This window comes from Saccharopolyspora mangrovi (genome assembly GCF_035320975.1).
Classification (GTDB): Bacteria; Actinomycetota; Actinomycetes; order Mycobacteriales; family Pseudonocardiaceae; genus Saccharopolyspora; species Saccharopolyspora mangrovi.
In genome coordinates, this window is the sequence record NZ_JAWLNX010000005.1 from 40,738 (window position 1) to 55,920 (window position 15,183).

At 71.2% G+C, this 15,183-nt stretch carries 13 protein-coding genes and 1 pseudogene; 10 read left to right on the forward strand and 4 right to left on the reverse strand.

Going from position 1 to position 15,183, the window contains the following annotated elements:
* Positions 1-4 precede the first annotated feature (4 nt).
* Positions 5-1,588 (reverse strand): putative glycoside hydrolase, encoded by a 1,584-nt coding sequence (locus R4I43_RS08845; protein ID WP_324265072.1) that lies wholly within the window; start codon positions 1,586-1,588, stop codon positions 5-7.
* Between the two features lie 177 nt (positions 1,589-1,765).
* Between R4I43_RS08845 and R4I43_RS08850 the strand changes: the two genes are divergently transcribed.
* The 9 genes from R4I43_RS08850 to R4I43_RS08890 all read left to right on the forward strand — a co-directional run bounded on the left by R4I43_RS08850 (position 1,766) and on the right by R4I43_RS08890 (position 10,797).
* Positions 1,766-2,788 carry a polysaccharide deacetylase family protein gene (locus tag R4I43_RS08850; RefSeq protein ID WP_324265073.1) on the forward strand — a complete coding sequence of 341 codons (1,023 nt, stop codon included), beginning with the start codon at positions 1,766-1,768 and terminating at the stop codon, positions 2,786-2,788.
* Positions 2,789-3,105: 317 nt separating this feature from the next.
* Complete coding sequence (locus tag R4I43_RS08855) at positions 3,106-5,292, forward strand: sensor histidine kinase (protein ID WP_324265074.1); 2,187 nt, start codon at positions 3,106-3,108, stop codon at positions 5,290-5,292.
* Positions 5,289-5,669 (forward strand): roadblock/LC7 domain-containing protein, encoded by a 381-nt coding sequence (locus tag R4I43_RS08860; protein WP_324265075.1) that lies wholly within the window; start codon positions 5,289-5,291, stop codon positions 5,667-5,669. Before R4I43_RS08855 ends, R4I43_RS08860 begins: the two co-directional genes overlap by 4 nt.
* Before the next feature lie 6 nt (positions 5,670-5,675).
* Positions 5,676-6,023 (forward strand): DUF742 domain-containing protein, encoded by a 348-nt coding sequence (locus tag R4I43_RS08865; RefSeq protein WP_324265076.1) that lies wholly within the window; start codon positions 5,676-5,678, stop codon positions 6,021-6,023.
* The gene (locus R4I43_RS08870; protein ID WP_324265077.1) at positions 6,007-6,603 is read left to right on the forward strand and encodes a GTP-binding protein; all 597 of its coding nucleotides are present in this window, start codon (positions 6,007-6,009) and stop codon (positions 6,601-6,603) included. The genes R4I43_RS08865 and R4I43_RS08870 overlap by 17 nt, the downstream gene beginning before the upstream one ends.
* Before the next feature lie 114 nt (positions 6,604-6,717).
* On the forward strand, positions 6,718-8,016 hold the full coding sequence (locus R4I43_RS08875) for an MFS transporter (protein ID WP_324265078.1): 1,299 nt from the start codon (positions 6,718-6,720) through the stop codon (positions 8,014-8,016).
* The gene (locus R4I43_RS08880; RefSeq protein ID WP_324265079.1) at positions 8,013-9,155 is read left to right on the forward strand and encodes an aspartate racemase/maleate isomerase family protein; all 1,143 of its coding nucleotides are present in this window, start codon (positions 8,013-8,015) and stop codon (positions 9,153-9,155) included. The genes R4I43_RS08875 and R4I43_RS08880 overlap by 4 nt, the downstream gene beginning before the upstream one ends.
* A 28-nt stretch (positions 9,156-9,183) precedes the next feature.
* Positions 9,184-10,089, forward strand: a complete 906-nt coding sequence (locus R4I43_RS08885) for a polysaccharide deacetylase family protein (protein ID WP_324265080.1) — start codon at positions 9,184-9,186, stop codon at positions 10,087-10,089.
* Between the two features lie 42 nt (positions 10,090-10,131).
* Positions 10,132-10,797, forward strand: coding sequence for a GntR family transcriptional regulator (locus tag R4I43_RS08890; protein WP_324265081.1), 666 nt, complete (start codon positions 10,132-10,134; stop codon positions 10,795-10,797).
* 10 nt (positions 10,798-10,807) lie between these two features.
* On the opposite strand, the gene R4I43_RS08895 is transcribed toward R4I43_RS08890, so the two are convergent.
* The 3 genes and pseudogenes from R4I43_RS08895 to R4I43_RS08905 all read right to left on the reverse strand — a co-directional run bounded on the left by R4I43_RS08895 (position 10,808) and on the right by R4I43_RS08905 (position 14,381).
* Positions 10,808-11,374: a GNAT family N-acetyltransferase gene (locus tag R4I43_RS08895; protein ID WP_324265082.1), complete on the reverse strand. Its 567-nt coding sequence runs from the start codon at positions 11,372-11,374 to the stop codon at positions 10,808-10,810.
* Positions 11,374-13,398 carry a primosomal protein N' gene (locus tag R4I43_RS08900; RefSeq protein ID WP_324265083.1) on the reverse strand — a complete coding sequence of 675 codons (2,025 nt, stop codon included), beginning with the start codon at positions 13,396-13,398 and terminating at the stop codon, positions 11,374-11,376. The genes R4I43_RS08895 and R4I43_RS08900 overlap by 1 nt, the downstream gene beginning before the upstream one ends.
* A gap of 60 nt (positions 13,399-13,458) precedes the next feature.
* A pseudogene (locus tag R4I43_RS08905) lies at positions 13,459-14,381 on the reverse strand (helix-turn-helix transcriptional regulator).
* 61 nt (positions 14,382-14,442) lie between these two features.
* Here R4I43_RS08905 and R4I43_RS08910 point away from each other — a divergent pair.
* Positions 14,443-15,141, forward strand: coding sequence for an SDR family oxidoreductase (locus R4I43_RS08910; protein ID WP_324265084.1), 699 nt, complete (start codon positions 14,443-14,445; stop codon positions 15,139-15,141).
* The last annotated feature ends 42 nt before the right edge of the window (positions 15,142-15,183 follow it).

The following is a 15,183-nucleotide window of genomic DNA, read 5'->3' on the forward strand; positions in this document are numbered from 1 at the left end:
CCTTCTAACCCCTCGGCACCAGGGCAGCGTCGTGGTAGCGGCAGTTCGGTGCCCAGAGCAGGAACGAGTTCATCCCGTTGCTGCGCGCGGCGTCGATCTGCGCGGCCACCTCCCCTGGACCGTAGGTCACCCCGAGGCTGAAGTCCTGCAACCACGGGATGATCTGCACGTCCGTGCCCTCGACGACCTTGGCGAACTCGGCCAGCGATCGCTGCACGATGTCGAAGGGCTGGCTGTTGGGGTTGCCGACCCCGAACTCGCCCGCCGCCCAGTGCGACGGGTAGACCATCGGCGCGATGTAGTCGACGTACTGCGACATCTGGCGGATGTCCTGGGCGATCTCGGTCGGCCGGTCGACGGCGATGCCGAACACCGATGCGCCCAGCAGCGCGCCACGCGAGCGGACCTCGGTCTGGGTCTGGCGCAGGAAGTCGGCGATGGCCGCTTCCGGGGTGCCGACCAGGTTCGGGATCCGCATCTGCTCCATGTGGCCGTCCGGCCGGCGCACGTAGTCGTAGAGCACGTCGTCGAAGCCGAGCTGGGCGGCTTCGGCGGCGATGTCGACGTTGTACTGGCGCACCACCGGGTCGGCGAAGTTGGTGAAGGCGAACTGCCCGTACCCGCTGGACCAGGGGGAACCGCCCGAGGTCTGCACGACGCGCTCGGGGTGGCCGCCGTTCCAGGAGGCCGCGCCGAGGACCGGGTCCTTGAACGCCACGAGCCTGCCGACGACCCGCACACCCATCCCGTGCAGCTGGTCGAGGACCTGGCGGGCGTTGTAGTAGCCCTTGACGGCACCGATCTGGTGGGCCATCGGGACCGCGGAGTCGTAGACGACCTCGCCGCTCTCGTCCTTGAGGTCGAGCTCGACGGTGTCGATCTTGCCCTGGCGGGCCATTTCCAGGATCGGCTCGCGCAGCGAGTCGCTGGTCCAGGCCATTCCGGTGACGTGCACGGCTCGCATGCCCGGGTGTTTGATGTGGACGGTCATGGCCCGCTCGGTCCTGTTGCCCGCCACGTCGGTGGCGACGACCTCGACGTCGCGGTCCGGCTTGTCGACCACGACGCTGAACGCGCCCCGCGGATCGGGTGTGACCTGCTTGCCCGCCACTTCGACGCGGTCGGCGCCGTGCGCCTGGCCGGTGACGGTGACCGGCCGGTTGGGCCCGTCGGGCCGCAGCGAGTCGTCGACCCGGAGGTCCGGTGGCGTGTTGTCCACAGTGAACTCGTGACTCGTGGTGTCTGAACCGAGCCAGGAGATGCTGCGCGGTGCGTCGACGACCAACTCGTGCGGACCATCCGGCAGTCCGGCGGGGGCGAGGGTCAAACCGCCCGGGACCTGGCGCGCAGCGACCTCGCGCCCGTCGACCGTGACCTTGGCGTTGTTCACGCCCTGGATACCGACTTCGGCATTGGTGTTCACCGGCTGAGCCAAACCGGTGATCTTGACGTCCTCTGTGGACAGACTTCGCAACAGGAGGAAACCGAAGAGCAGCACCAAGGCGGTACCGACTCCGATCAGGGCATATCTGGGCATTCCGGCGCTGATGGCCTTGATGCGGGCGCGCGCTGAAGCAGCATCCGACATCGGTTTCGCCTCCCCGACTTAGGCGAACTCGCGCGGTGCACGAATTTCCTTGCTGGACAATTGTGTTCCGGCCACTACCGCGCGGCCGGAAATCCACTGTCGCAGTCGGAACGGGCTAGATCAATTGGCCACTTGGAGTATCCCGGGACCGGAACTCGATCTATACCGTTGGTTCCGATGCTGCCTTCCAGAACCCTGGTTCGCTCCGTGGTCCTCGCGATGCTCCTCGCCTCCGCCGCGTGCAGCGCACCCGCCGCGCCCGCCCCTCCGCCGCCGCCTGCCGCTCCCGCAGCACCGCCCGCTCCCCCGCCGCCACCGGATCCGGCGTCGGTCGGGGCCAACGAGCTCGGGGACGTCCCGGTGCTGATGTACCACCGGGTCACACCCACTCCGACCAGCGTCTACGACCGCACTCCCGCCGATTTCCGGGCCGAGCTGGAACGCCTGGCCCGGGAGGACTACGTGCCGGTGACGGCCACCGAGTACGCCACCGGGAAGATCGACATCCCGGCCGGAAAGCACCCGGTGGTGCTGACCTTCGACGACGGCTCGGCCACCCAGTTCACTGTGGACGCTTCGGGCGGGCCCGCGCCGGAATCGGCGATCGGCATCCTGCTCTCCGTCGCCCGGGAGAACCCGGGCTTCCGCCCCGTCGCGACGATGTACGTGTTCAACCCGCCGTTCGAGGAACCCACCGGTCGGCGCAGTCTCACCTGGTTGCACGACAACGGTTTCGAGATCGGCAACCACACGCTCGACCACCCCAACCTCGGCCAGGTCTCCTCGGAGCAGGCGCAGCGGGAGATCGCCGGGATGCAGCGCGTCATCACCGACGCGGTTCCGGGTCTGCGGGTGGACTCGATCGCGCTGCCGCTGGGCATGCACCCCGACGACGAGAAGCTGGCCGCCGACGGTTCGGCCGACGGGGTGACCTACCACCACACGAGCGTCATGCTGGTGGGCTCGAACCCGGCTCCGTCGCCGTTCACCACGGATTTCGACCCGGCGAACATCCCGCGCGTCCGCTCGCAGGGCCCCACCGGCGAGGACGCGAACTACGGCTCGACGGTCTGGCTGGACAAGCTCGCCGCCGACCCGGCGTCGCGCTACACCTCCGACGGGGACCCGACCAAGACCTCGGCACCGAACTCCGCGTCCGAGCAACCCTCCCCCACCGCCCCCAACGTGCACCGGTACTGAGCCCCGGCGGTTCGGCCTGAACCACCGGCAAACCCCCGCTCGCGTTGGGGTGCCCGGATTACTCCGGTAATCGGGTGCCGGGTTGCGGCAGTTTTCCGGCACCGGAATACCGGAGCAATCCGGGCATCCCGCTCTTCGTTGCCCCGCGAGGGGAGAATTTGCTCTTCCGAATGCTGATCGTGACCAACGCGTAAGGCGGGTTGGTATGAACGTGTCACGTGCGTTGACACGGACGCGAAACCGCGACACGCAGGGTTAATCAGCTGCTAGCGTCCCGCCATCATCTTCGCCGCAGAAACCGGAGGGGGTTTCCGCTGGTGACGTCACAGGACGCCGAGACTCATCACCGGACCATCAAGAAGCGGCTGTCGCGGGCGCTCACGCTGCCGATCGTGCTGTTGTCGGTCGTGCTGCTGTCGTCGACCGCGCCGCAGGGGGTCGAATCGTTCGTCGTCTGGCGGATCGGGGTCGCGGCCAAGGAAGCCGCAACCACGGCGATGCGCGGTTTCGCGGCGCTGCAGCACGAGCGGGACCTGTCGGTGCGGGACGGCATCCCGCCCGCGCAGCTGGCCGCCGCGCGGCGCGCGACCGACCACGACGTCGCCGAGCTCAACCGAACGCTGGAGTCGCTGACGGGCTACGCGCCCGCACCGATCGCGGACAAGACCGCCGAGCTGCAGCGGCGGCTGGGGGAACTGCCGCAACGACGGCTGCTCGCGCAGAGCGGTGAGCTCAACCGCCGCGCCACCGTCGACTACTTCAACTCCGCCATCGACGCCGGGATCGACCTGTTCGACACCCAGTCGCGGCTGGCCCACGACATCCAGGTCACCCAGGACGGCATCACCGCCACCGAGCTGCTGCGCGCCTCGGACCTGATGCGGCGGGCGGCCATGGTCGGCGGGTCGGCCGTGGACTCGGGGCGGTTCGAGGCCGGCGAGCACCACGCGTTCACCGAGATGGTGTTCACCTACCGCGGCCAGGTCCGCGCCGAGAGCGCTCACGCCGCCCCGCAGGCGCAGGAGCGCTTCCGCCAGCTGACGGCTTCGCCGGCGTGGCAGCGGCTCACCGCGGCCGAGGACCAGCTGGTCGCGGCCGGGGCGGGCGGCGTGCACGCCCTGTCGCCGGAGCAGCAGCGGGCCTGGCACGACGACGTCAGCACCGTGGGCCGCCAGCTCAACGAGCTGTCGATGGCGCAGTCCGATCACGCGGTCACGCTCGGCATGACGCAGAGCTACGCGAAGTTCGTCTGGACGGTGCTGGTGGTGCTGGTCGCCGTCGCGGTGGTCGGCCTGTGCTGGTGGTACTCGTGGCGCAACATCGGCCTGGCCGAGCAGGTGCTGCAGCGGCTGGCGCGGCTGCGGGACGCGGTCCTGCACCGCACCAACGACCTGCTGCCGCCGATCCTGGAGCGCGCCCGCGAGGGCGAGCGGGTCGACGTGGACGGCGAGCTGGGCGAGCTGGACTTCGGTCGCGACGAGATCGGCCAGGTCGCCGACGCGATGGAGGTCTCGCAGCGCGCCACGATCGACGCCACCGTCAACGAGGCGGGCACGCACGCCGCGTTCCGCAGCGCCATCGCCGCGATCGCCAGCGGGCAGCAGACGCTCATCCAGCAGGCGATCGTGCTCATCGACGCCGCCGAGCACGACGAGCAGGACCCGGCCAAGCTGCGGCGGTTGCTGCAGGTCGACAGCACGGTGACGCGGCTGCGCCGCAAGATCGAGAACCTGCGGGTGCTGGCCGGTGACACGCCCGGCCGCCGCTGGCACGATCCGGTGCCGCTGAGCAAGCTCGTGCAGTCGGCGATCGGCGAGACCGAGCACTACACCAGGATCAACGTGCGCGCGGTGCCCGCGGTGGCGGTCAAGGGCCCGGCGGTCACCGACACGATCCGGGTGCTGGCGGAGCTGATGGACAACGCGACCCGCTTCTCCCCGCCGAACTCCGCGGTGCTGGTGCGCGTCGAGCGCACGACCGGCGACCGGGTGCTGGTGGAGATCGAGGACCGCGGCTTGGGAATGAAGGACGCCGACCGCCGGCGGATCAACGAGACCCTGTCGGCACCACCGGAATTCACCGCCACCTCGGTGCAGGACGACGTCCGGCTGGGGATGGTGGTGGTCAGCAGGCTGGCGCAGCGGCGCGGCATCGAGGTCAGCCTGCACCCCGGCGACGGGTCGGGCACTCGCGCGTCGGTGCTGCTGCCCGGCGACGTCCTCGCCGACGTGCCCACCCAGTCCGAGCGCAGCGGCGACGCCACCGTCCGGATCCGGCGCAGACCACGCAGCGCGCCCGCGGTCCCCGAGCCCGATGACGGCGTTCTGCCGCAGCGCAAGCGCGGCACGACGCTGGCGCGGCTCAAGGCTCGACCCCGGCCGAGCAGGGCGCTGCAGGGCGAGCCCGTGTCCGACGAGCCCGCCGACGGGCAGCGCCCGTCGGGTTCGGTGGCGTTCGTGAACCAGATCCAGCGCGCCCGTTCTCAGCAGGAGGGACGTTCGTGAGCAGCGACGACTTGAGCTGGTTGCTCGAGGATTTCCAACACCAGGTCCCCGACGCGAGGGGGCTGATCCTGTTCTCCGCGGACGGCCTGCCGACCGCGTTCTGCGGCATGACCGAGAACGAGGCCGACGCGCTGGCCGCGCTGGGGGCTTCGATCAACAGCACGGTGGCCAGCGCGAGCGCGCACACCCGCTCCGGCGCCGTGCGGCACACCCTGATCGAGAGCGATGACGCCTACCTGCTGCTCAACCAGGCCGCCGAGCGCACGGGACTGCTGGTGGTCGTCGCGGCCAGCGCGGACCTCGAGCTCACCGCCACGGCGGTCGAGCAGCTGCTGAGGCGCGTGGGAGCGCACCTGGCGACCCCGGCTCGGCGGTGAGGCGGCATGGCCGAGTGGGACGACGAACCCGGGCCGCTGGTGCGGCCCTACGTGCACACCGGGGGCCGCACCGACCTCCACTCCGAGGAGCTGGACGTCTCGGCCCTGCTGCGCGCCACTCCCGAGGCCCGCGAGCACGAGGTGTCGCTGAGCGCGGCCGCGGTGCGGGAGTTGTGCGCGAAACCGGTTTCGCTGGCGGAGATCGCCGCGGAGCTGGAGAGCCCGATCTCGGTGGCGCGCGTCCTGGTCGGCGAGCTCGTCGACCAGGGCCTGCTGCGGGTGTCCGCGCCGCGCACCGACCGGCCTGACGTTTCGTTCATGGAGAGGCTGCGCAACGATGTCCGGAACCTGTGACCCGAACACGACCTCGGCGAAGATCGTGATCGCCGGGGCTTTCGGGGTCGGCAAGACCACGATGATCACCAAGCTCACCGACCGGGAACCGCTGCGCACCGAGGAGATCCTCACCGAGGCGAGCGTGGGCGTCGACGACCTGGCGGGCGTGGAGCAGAAGAAGACCACGACGGTGGCGCTGGACTTCGGTCGCCTGGACCTGCCCAGCGGACCGAAGCTCTACCTGTTCGGAACCCCGGGCCAGGACCGGTTCTGGCCGATGTGGGACAGCATCGCGCTCGGCGCCCTGGGCGCGATCGTCATCGTCGATCCGCAGCGGTTGGGCCAGTGCTTCGCCATCCTCGACTTCTTCGAGGACCGCGGGATCCCGTTCGTGGTCGCGGTCAACGAGTTCGACGGCGCCCCGCGGCACGAACCGGAGCAGATCGCCGCGGCGCTCGACCTCGACCCGGACGTCCCGGTCCTGCACTTCGACGCCCGGAGCAAACCAGCCACCAAGGAAGTCCTGGTCGCCGTCCTGGACCGAGCCATCGAGCACCGGACCGGCCAACCGGGCCCGGTCCGGGCCACGAGCCCCTAGCACTCCGGACGCGGCTTTTACCCGACGGTTACAACTGAGCCTTGTTCATCGGCGGATCAGCTCATACCTTTGTTTGGTATACCGTGCTGGTATACCAAACAAAGGATGATGCAGATGTCCAACACCCGTTGGCGCTTGTTCGGTCTCCTGTTGTTGCTGGTCACCGTCAATTACATCGACCGCGGATCGCTGTCCGTGGCCCTCCCGATGATCAAGACCGAGTTCGGCATCGGGCCCGAGGTCACCGGCGTCCTGCTGTCGGTCTTCTTCTGGGCCTACGCCGCCATGCAGATCCCCGCCGGCTGGCTGATCGACCGGTTCGGCCCGCGCAAGCTGATCACCGCCGCCTGCCTGGGCTGGGGTGGAGCGACCGCGATCTCGGGGCTCGCGCCCAACACCGCGACGATGGCGGTGGGGCGAGCCGCGCTCGGCGTCGCCGAGGCACCCATCATGCCCGCGGGCGGCAAGCTCAACGCCGTCTTCCTCACCGAGAAGGAACGCGGTCGCGGCGCCACCATCCTCGACGCCGGCGCACCGCTGGGCTCGGCGTTCGGCGGCGTCGTGATCACCGGGCTCATCGCGGCCACCGGCAGCTGGCGATGGGCGTTCGTCGCCGCCGGTGTCGCCACGATGCTGCTCGGGTTCTGGGCGTGGCGAGCCATCCGCGACACCCCGGAAGCCCATCCCGGCGTCGACGACGCCGAACGCGCCTACCTCGCCGAGGCCCGGCGCGAGGAGAACGCGCGGCACCAGGCCACCGGCCGCCGGGCCGGTCTCGTGCACTACCTGCGCTACCGCAGCTTCTGGGCGATGTGCCTGGGCTGGCTGGGTTTCAACGGCGTCTTCTACGGCTTGCTGACCTGGGGACCGCTGTTCCTGTCGGAGAGCAAGGGCTTCGACCTCAAGACCATCGGCTGGTCGACCTTCGTCATCTTCGGCGCCGGCTTCGTCGGTGAGATCCTCGGCGGGCAGCTCGCCGACCGCCTCCGCGACCGCGGCTACCGCACCAACCCGGTGATGCGGACGCTGCTCGGGTTCGCCGGGCTGTGCGTGATCGCCGGACTGGTCGGCGTCGTGCTCGTGCCGGGCCCGATCGCCGCGATCGCCCTGCTGTCCACCGTGCTGTTCTTCCTGCGCTGGGTCGGCCTGTTCTGGGCCGTGCCCGCGATCCTCGGCGGCACCGAGGACGCCGGGGTGCTCGGCGGGGCCATGAACCTGGCGGGCAACGTCTCCGGGTTCATCACGCCGATCGCGGTCGGGCTCATCGTCGGCGCGACCGGCGGCTACACCGGGGCACTGCTCTACTTCGTCGGAGCCGGGGTCCTCATGACGATCTCCGTGCTGGTCCTGGACTACAGCACGCGACTGGCTCCGCGCTCCGAGTCCAGCCCGATCCGAGGAGGTGCGGCATGACGCGCATCGGCATGATCGTCCCGTCATCGAACACGACCGTCGAGCCCGCCACCAGGCGTTTGCTGATCGACCGGTCCGATGTGGACTTCGTGTGCACCCGAATTCCGGTGCACGCCATCGCACGCGACGGCTCGGGCGGGTCCTTCGACATCGCGACGATGGTCGACGCCGCTGCGCTGCTGGCCGATGCGGCGGTGGACTGCGTCGTCTGGAACGGCACCGCCGGGTCCTGGCTGGGAGCCGACCACGACCGGCGGATCGTCGAGGCGATCACCGACCGCACCGGTATCCCGGCCACCACCTCGACGCTGGCGATCCTGCGGGCCTGCCGCGCCTTCGGCATCACCGAACTGGCCTGCGCCACGCCCTACACCTCCGACGTGGTGGAGGCGATCGTCGCCGAGTACGCGCAGCACGGGATCAGCATCACCGGACATCACGAGTGGGGCCTGACCGACAACCGCTCCTTCGCCGTCCCCGATTCCGCCGAGGTCGCCGCGCTGCTGCGCGGAGCGATGAGCTCCGGTGGCCAGGCGGTCGGACTGATCTGCACCAACGTCGACGGGGCCGCGGTCGCCGGGTCCGTCGAGGACGAGCTGGGCGTGCCGGTGATCGACAGCATCGCCGCGACGTTGTGGTGGGCCCTGGAAACCGCCGGCGCGCCCGCGCGCATCACCGGCGCCGGGGCGCTGCTCGACCAAGCGGACCTGCGGCACCGGGCCACCGCGATCGTCACCGAGCTCCGCGAGCGCACCGGCTGCGACCGGACCACCCTGCGCGTCGACGACGCGCGCCGGGGCCTGCACGTCGACCTGTGCGCGGCCGAGTCGCGCGCCGCGGGCGTGCGCTCCATCCAGCACGACCCGTCCCTGGACCAGCGCGGCCTCGACACCGTGCGGTGGCTGGACGAGCACCGCCGGGTCCTCGTCCAGCCCGCGTTCACCGAACCGCCCTTCCCGCCGCAGGCGCTGCGCGAGGTCTACGGCGTGTGCGCGCAGGTGCTGGGCCCGGTCGAGCGGGACGGCGACGTCGTGGCGTGGCTGTCGGCGCACAGCATGACCGAACGCGAGTGGTCCGCGTCCGATGTGGAGGCCGTGAACGCCGCGCGGGATGCGGTGTCCGCTCTCCTCGACCAGTGAACCCCCGATGTGGAAAGGGAAGCAACGCATGAAGAAGATCCAGGTCTGCGTCGGCGTCGATGTGGACTCCTGCGCGGGATGGCTGGGCTCCTACGGCGGCCAGAACTCCCCCAACGACATGCAGCGCGGCGTGTTCGCCGGCCAGGTCGGCGTGCCCCGGATGCTCAAGCTGCTGGAACGGCGCGGCATCACCACCACGTGGTTCTGGCCCGGCCACTCGATCGAGACGTTCCCCGAGCAGGCCAGGATGTGCGTCGAGGCCGGGCACGAGATCGGCGCGCACGGCTACAGCCACGAGAACCCGCGTTCGCTGTCGCCGGAGCAGGAGCGCGACGTGATGACCAAGAGCGTCGAGCTCATCGAGGACCTCTGCGGCGAGCGACCGCGGGGGTACGTCGCGCCGTGGTGGGAGATGAGCGAGCACACCGCGGGCATCCTCGCCGAGTTCGGGTTCTCCTACGACCACTCGCAGAACTACCACGACTTCGTGCCGTTCTACGCGCGCGTCGGCGACCGGTGGACCCCGATCGACACCTCGCAGCCCGCGGCGCACTGGATGAAACCGCTTGCCCACGGCCGGGAAATCGATCTCGTCGAGTTCTGCGGGAACTGGTACGTCGACGACCTGCCGCCGATGATGTTCATCAAGTCGCACCCGAACTCGCACGGCTTCGTCAACCCGCGCGACATCGAGGCCCTGTGGAACGACCAGTTCGACTGGGTCCACCGCGAGCTCGACTACGCGGTCATCCCGATGACGCTGCACCCGGACGTCTCCGGGCGCCCTCAGGTGCTGCTGATGCTGGAACGCCTGCTGGACCGGTGGGCGGGCTTCGAGGGCGTCGAGTTCGTGACGATGGCCGAGGCCGCCGACGAGTACCGCCGGCGCTTCCCCTTCGACGCGCCCGCGCGGCCCGACGGCGTGGGCCGGTGAGCAGGTGATTCGGCCGAGCGCACTGCTAGGATCGGGGACGGCATGTCCCGGACAGATCCTCACCCGAACGCGACCGAGAACGTCTTGCTGCGAGGTCGGCTGATCGACACCTTGCGCAACGACGTGATCATCGGTCGCTACCCTCCCGGCTACCGGCTCGTCGAGCGGGACGTCGCCGACACCTACGGTGTCTCGCGGCTTCCCGCCCGGGAGGCGTTGCAGGCGCTGCGCGCCGAAGGTTTCCTCGAGGTCCGCAACTCGCGCGGTCTGGTCGTGCGCACCTGGACCGAGACCGACGTCAGCGAGCTGTTCGACATCCGCCAGGCGCTGGAGGCCGTCGCCTGCCGCCAGGCCGCCGAGCAGCGCACCGACGACGACCTCACCGCACTGCGCGAGGCGGCCGATGACGCCGACGCCGCCTTCAGCTCCGGTGACACGGCCGGTGCGCACGACGCGAACGCGCTGTTCCACCAGCTGCTGGTCACCGCCGCGCACAACCGCACGCTCAGCGAGGTCATCGCGCCCGTCCTCTACCGGGTCCAGTGGCTGGTCCGGCAGATCCCCGACCCGCACTCGGTCTCCGACGACCACCACGCCCTCGTCGACGCCATCGCCGCAGGTGACCCCCGCCGGGCCCAACACCTGGCCACCACGCACGCGGAGCGCAACCGCACCAAGACCCTCCGAGCGATGTTCCCCACCCGCTGAGACCCGGCAGTCATCCCTGGGCGAGCCACTCGTCGCGGGTGAGGGCGTATTCGACGTCGCCGTGCTCGGAGCCTTCGACGGGGCCTTCCGGCCAGGTGGTGAAGAACGTGCGGATGTGGCGGAGGCCCGCTTTCTCCATGACCCGGCGGGATCCGGTGTTGACCGTCATGGTCTGGGCCCAGACTCGGCGCAGGCCGAGTTCGGTGAAGCCCTTGCGGATGAGGGCGATCGCGCCCTCGGTGGCCAGGCCCCGCCCCCAGGTGGAGCGGTGCATCCGGTAGCCGAGCTCGAAGTTGTCGGCCTCGGCCGGCGTGTCCGGGTGGAACTTGAAGAGGCCCAGGAATTCCCCGGTTCCGCGATCGGCGGCGACCCAGTTGCCGTGGCCGTCGAAGCGGGCGTAGCGGTCCAGGTACAGCGGCATGGTCCTGGACCGGACGTCGTCGAACGTGGTCGGCAGGCCGCCGTTGAGGTAGCGCATGACCTCGGGGTCGTTGTTGAGGCGGAAGACCTCGCCGGAATCCTCCTCGGTGAGCTCCCGCAGCACCATCCGCGCGGTTTCCAGGAAGATCCGCACCACTACAGCATCTCCAACGGGTCCAGGCGGACCTGGAGCTCGGTGGCCTTCCTCGCCGCGCGGATCGCCTGGGCGGCGTGCAGGGAGTCGGCGAGCGCCCGGCCTTCGGAGCGGTCGACGCGGACGATGAGGCGCTCCCGCTCGGAATTGCCGTCCTCGTCGACCTCGCCGAGCGGTACCGGCCCGAGGACTTCGGCGCTGGCGGGGAGGTCCGCGGAGTCCAGGAGGGCTTCGATGGCGTCGGGCGTGCCGTCGACGGCGGCGACCCGGCGGGCGGGTGGGAAGCCGAGTTCAGCGCGTTCGGCGAGCTCCTGCGCGGCGTACCAAGCGGGGTCCCAGCGGACCAGGGCCTGCACCGGCTGCAGCGAGGACTCGGCCATCACCACCACGCGCCCGCCTTCGGAAGCGGGCCGGACCAGCGCGGCCGCGGCGAACCACTTGCGCAGCGCGGTCTCCGAAGCGCGCAGCTCCGGTCGTCCGAGCATGGTGCGGCCGTCGAGCAGCAGCGCCGCGCCGTAGCCGCCTTCAGCGACCGGTTCGGCGCCGGGCGTGCACACGATCAGCGCGGGCTTGCCGGGCACGTCGGCGAGGATCTCACCCGCACCGGAGGTGCGCACCGGGAACCCGGGGAACGCGCGCCCCAGCTCCTCGGCGGTACGGCCGGCGCCGACGGCGACCGCGCGCAGTCGGCGCGAACCGCACTGGGGGCACTTGAACGCGGCTTCGGCCGCCCCGCACCACTGGCACGCGGCGGGTTTGGGCATGCCGTCCTCGGTTCCGCCGGGCAGCGCCAGCGGCCCGGCGCACCGTCGGCACCGAGCGCGTTCGCGGCAGTCTCCGCAGGCCAGAGCGGGCACGTAGCCGCGGCGGGGCACCTGGACGAGCACCGGGGCGCCGTTGTTGAGCGCGGCACGGGCGGCCTCGAACCCGACCGAGGGCAACCGGGCGGCGCGGGCGGCCGGATCGCGCGCCAGCTGCGTGTCGTCCTCACCGATGGAGGTGACGCGCGGTGCGGCGCTGCGGACTTCGGTGCGGTGCGCGACGAGTTCGTGCGCCCAACCGGAGTCCACCAGCAGCGCGGCCTCGGCGGTGCGCGCGAACGCGCCGACGATCAGCGCCGCACCGGCGGTGTGGGCGCGCTGGGTGAGCACGTCGCGGGTGTGCGGGTAAGGCACCTGCGGGTAGCTGTGCAGGTCGTCGCCGTCGTCCCACACCACGGCCAGCCCCAGGTCGCGGACCGGCGCGAACATCGCCGCGCGCGTCCCGATGACGACCCGGGCTGCGCCGCGCAGCGCGGCGAGCCAGTGCTTGTAGCGCTCGGCCGGGCCGCTGTCGGCGGTCAGCGTCACCACGTCGTCGCCGAGCAGCGCCGCGCACGCGGAGTGCAGGCGCTTGAGGTCGCGGTGGTCGGGGACGACGATCAGCGCGCCGCGCCCGGCCGACGCCGTGGTCGCGGCGGCCTCGGCGAGCCGGGCCGGCCAGTCCTCCCCCGGCAGCGCCTGCCACACCGCCCGCGCGGGACGACCAGCGTGCAGCGCGTCCACAAAGGACTGACCGTGCTGGTATCGCTGCCACGCGGGCGTTTCCGGGCGCTGCGGTGGCGGGAGCGGCTCGCGGCGCGCGGACTTCTCGGCGGCGGCGCTGCGCGGCGGGATCGCCAGCCGCAGGACGTCGACGAGCATCCCGCCGTAGCGGTGGGCGACGGCCTGGGCCTGGGCGAGCATGTCGGGCGTGAGCACCGGTTCCGGTGAGGACACCCGCTCCAGCCAGGCGAGGTTGCCCTTGAAGTCGGAGGTCTCGACGCGTTCCAGCAGGTAGCCGTCGACGAGCTTGCCGCGGAAGCGCACCCGCACCCGGCAGCCGGGCTGCGCGTCGGCGTCGAGCCGGTCGGGGACGCGGTAGTCGAACGGGCGGTCCAGGTGCACCGGCAGCGGCACGTCGACCAGCACGCGCGCGATGGGGCTGTTCGCCGCCGCCGTGCGCTCGGTCTCCTCCCCCTTCCGCTTCCGGGGCTGCCCTGCTGCCATGCCTCTTCTCTACCATGCACCCCCGTCGTGACCGGTCCCCGGAGTCGACCGGCGAGTTGGTCACGGCGAGCCGGCGCGGCTGAGCCGGTGGGCGAGGTGCGCCGCCGCCTCGCGCAGCTCGGGCGCGTCGATGATGGTGAAGTCCCGGTCGAATGCGGCGAGGTGGACGGCGAGGTCGTGCGGGGTGTCGGCGCCGGCTTCCACCAGGCAGCTCCGCGGGCCGAGCGCGGTGACGGGCCAGGTGACCGGGAGCAGGCCCGCGACCTCCTCCGCCGAGTCGTGGACCTCGACCTCGGCTCGGTAGTTCCACAACACCTGCGCGATGCCCCGCGTGACGAACCCGGTGAAGCCCCCGTCAGGCGGCTGCCTGGGCTCGAAGCGAGGACCGCCCGGGGTGCGCAGCCGCATCCGGTCGACCCGGTAGGTGCGCCAGTCGGCCCGGTCGAGGTCCCACCCGACGAGGTACCAGCGGCGGCCGGTGCTGACCAGGCGGTGCGGCTCGACGTCACGGCTGGTCACGCCTCCTCGCGGACGCGGTAGTCGAAGCGCAGCCGCTCGTGGGCGCGGCAGCCGCGGGCGATCTCGCCGAGGACGTCGGCATCGACGTCGGGACCGGCGACCGCCGCGCTGGTGGCCTGCAACGCCCGCACGTGCTCGCCCAGCCGCGATGGGAGGACCTGCTGCAGCTTGGTGAGCGCGCTGATCGCCCCTTCGGTGCCCGCCGAGCGCAGCGCGAGGGCCACCGCGACCGCCTCGTCGTCGTCGAGGAGCAGCGGCGGCAGCGCAGCACCCGCGCCGAGCCGGTAGCCACCTCCGACGCCCGAAGTGGCGTTGACCGGATATCCCAGGCTCCGCAGGCGTTCCACGTCGGCGCGCACCGTGCGGGTGCTGACCTCCAGGCGCGCGGCGAGCTCGGGCCCCGTCCAGTCCTGGCGGCTCTGCAGCAGCGTCAGCAGGCGCAACAACCGTGCGGCGGTGTCCATCGCTTCATTGTCGTCGACATCGCGGAAGCGCCCTCTCCGCGGTCGGCGCGACGCTGGGGTCATGACGACAGCAGTGGTGACGGGTGGCTCGCGCGGCATCGGCGCGGCGATCGTGCGCAGGTTGACCGCCGGCGGAGCGGAGGTGCTGTTCAGCTACCTCCAGCACGAGCAGGAGGCCGCCGAGCTCGCGGCGCGGACGGGAGCCCGGGCCGTGCTCGCCGACGTCGGCGTCCCCTCTGAGCTCGACGAGCTGTTCTCCCAGGTCGGCGCCCTCGACGTCCTGGTCAACAACGCGGGCATCGCCTCGACGACACCGATGCCGGAGCTGACCGGGCAGGAGTTCGACCGCGTGCTGGCGGTCAACACCAAGGGCCCGCTCCACGCCATGCAGCGCGCGGCGGGCCTGATGCCCCGGGGCGGGCGCATCGTGAACATCTCGACGATGACCACGGTGTGGGCTTCCCCCGGCGAATCCGCCTACGCGGCCAGCAAAGCCGCGCTCGAACAGCTGACGGTCGTGGCCGCGAAGGAGCTCGGTGAGCGGGGCATCACGGTCAACGCCGTCTCCCCCGGCCCGACAGACACCGACTTCCTGCGCGACAACCTGCCGCAGGCGGCGCGGGACGCCGCGGCGGGCATGATCCCGCTCGGTCGGCTCGGCACGCCGGAGGACGTCGCCGACGTCGTCGCCTTCCTCGTCAGCGATGCGGCCCGGTGGGTGACGGGGCAGAACGTGCGCGTGACCGGCGGTCTCGTCTGACCCGTGGTGGGCGCTCCCAGCGGGCGTGTGAAAACATTTTCG

What these genes read in the sequence shown, in the direction of transcription:
- R4I43_RS08890 (WP_324265081.1), top strand. Translation starts at nt 10,132, where the DNA reads ATGTCCCGGACAGATCCTCACCCGAACGCGACCGAGAACGTCTTGCTG.
- R4I43_RS08850 (WP_324265073.1), top strand. Translation starts at nt 1,766, where the DNA reads ATGCTGCCTTCCAGAACCCTGGTTCGCTCCGTGGTCCTCGCGATGCTC.
- R4I43_RS08880 (WP_324265079.1), top strand. Translation starts at nt 8,013, where the DNA reads ATGACGCGCATCGGCATGATCGTCCCGTCATCGAACACGACCGTCGAG.
- R4I43_RS08865 (WP_324265076.1), top strand. Translation starts at nt 5,676, where the DNA reads ATGGCCGAGTGGGACGACGAACCCGGGCCGCTGGTGCGGCCCTACGTG.
- R4I43_RS08900 (WP_324265083.1), bottom strand. Translation starts at nt 13,398, where the DNA reads ATGGCAGCAGGGCAGCCCCGGAAGCGGAAGGGGGAGGAGACCGAGCGC.
- R4I43_RS08845 (WP_324265072.1), bottom strand. Translation starts at nt 1,588, where the DNA reads ATGTCGGATGCTGCTTCAGCGCGCGCCCGCATCAAGGCCATCAGCGCC.
- R4I43_RS08875 (WP_324265078.1), top strand. Translation starts at nt 6,718, where the DNA reads ATGTCCAACACCCGTTGGCGCTTGTTCGGTCTCCTGTTGTTGCTGGTC.
- R4I43_RS08885 (WP_324265080.1), top strand. Translation starts at nt 9,184, where the DNA reads ATGAAGAAGATCCAGGTCTGCGTCGGCGTCGATGTGGACTCCTGCGCG.
- R4I43_RS08910 (WP_324265084.1), top strand. Translation starts at nt 14,443, where the DNA reads ATGACGACAGCAGTGGTGACGGGTGGCTCGCGCGGCATCGGCGCGGCG.
- R4I43_RS08870 (WP_324265077.1), top strand. Translation starts at nt 6,007, where the DNA reads ATGTCCGGAACCTGTGACCCGAACACGACCTCGGCGAAGATCGTGATC.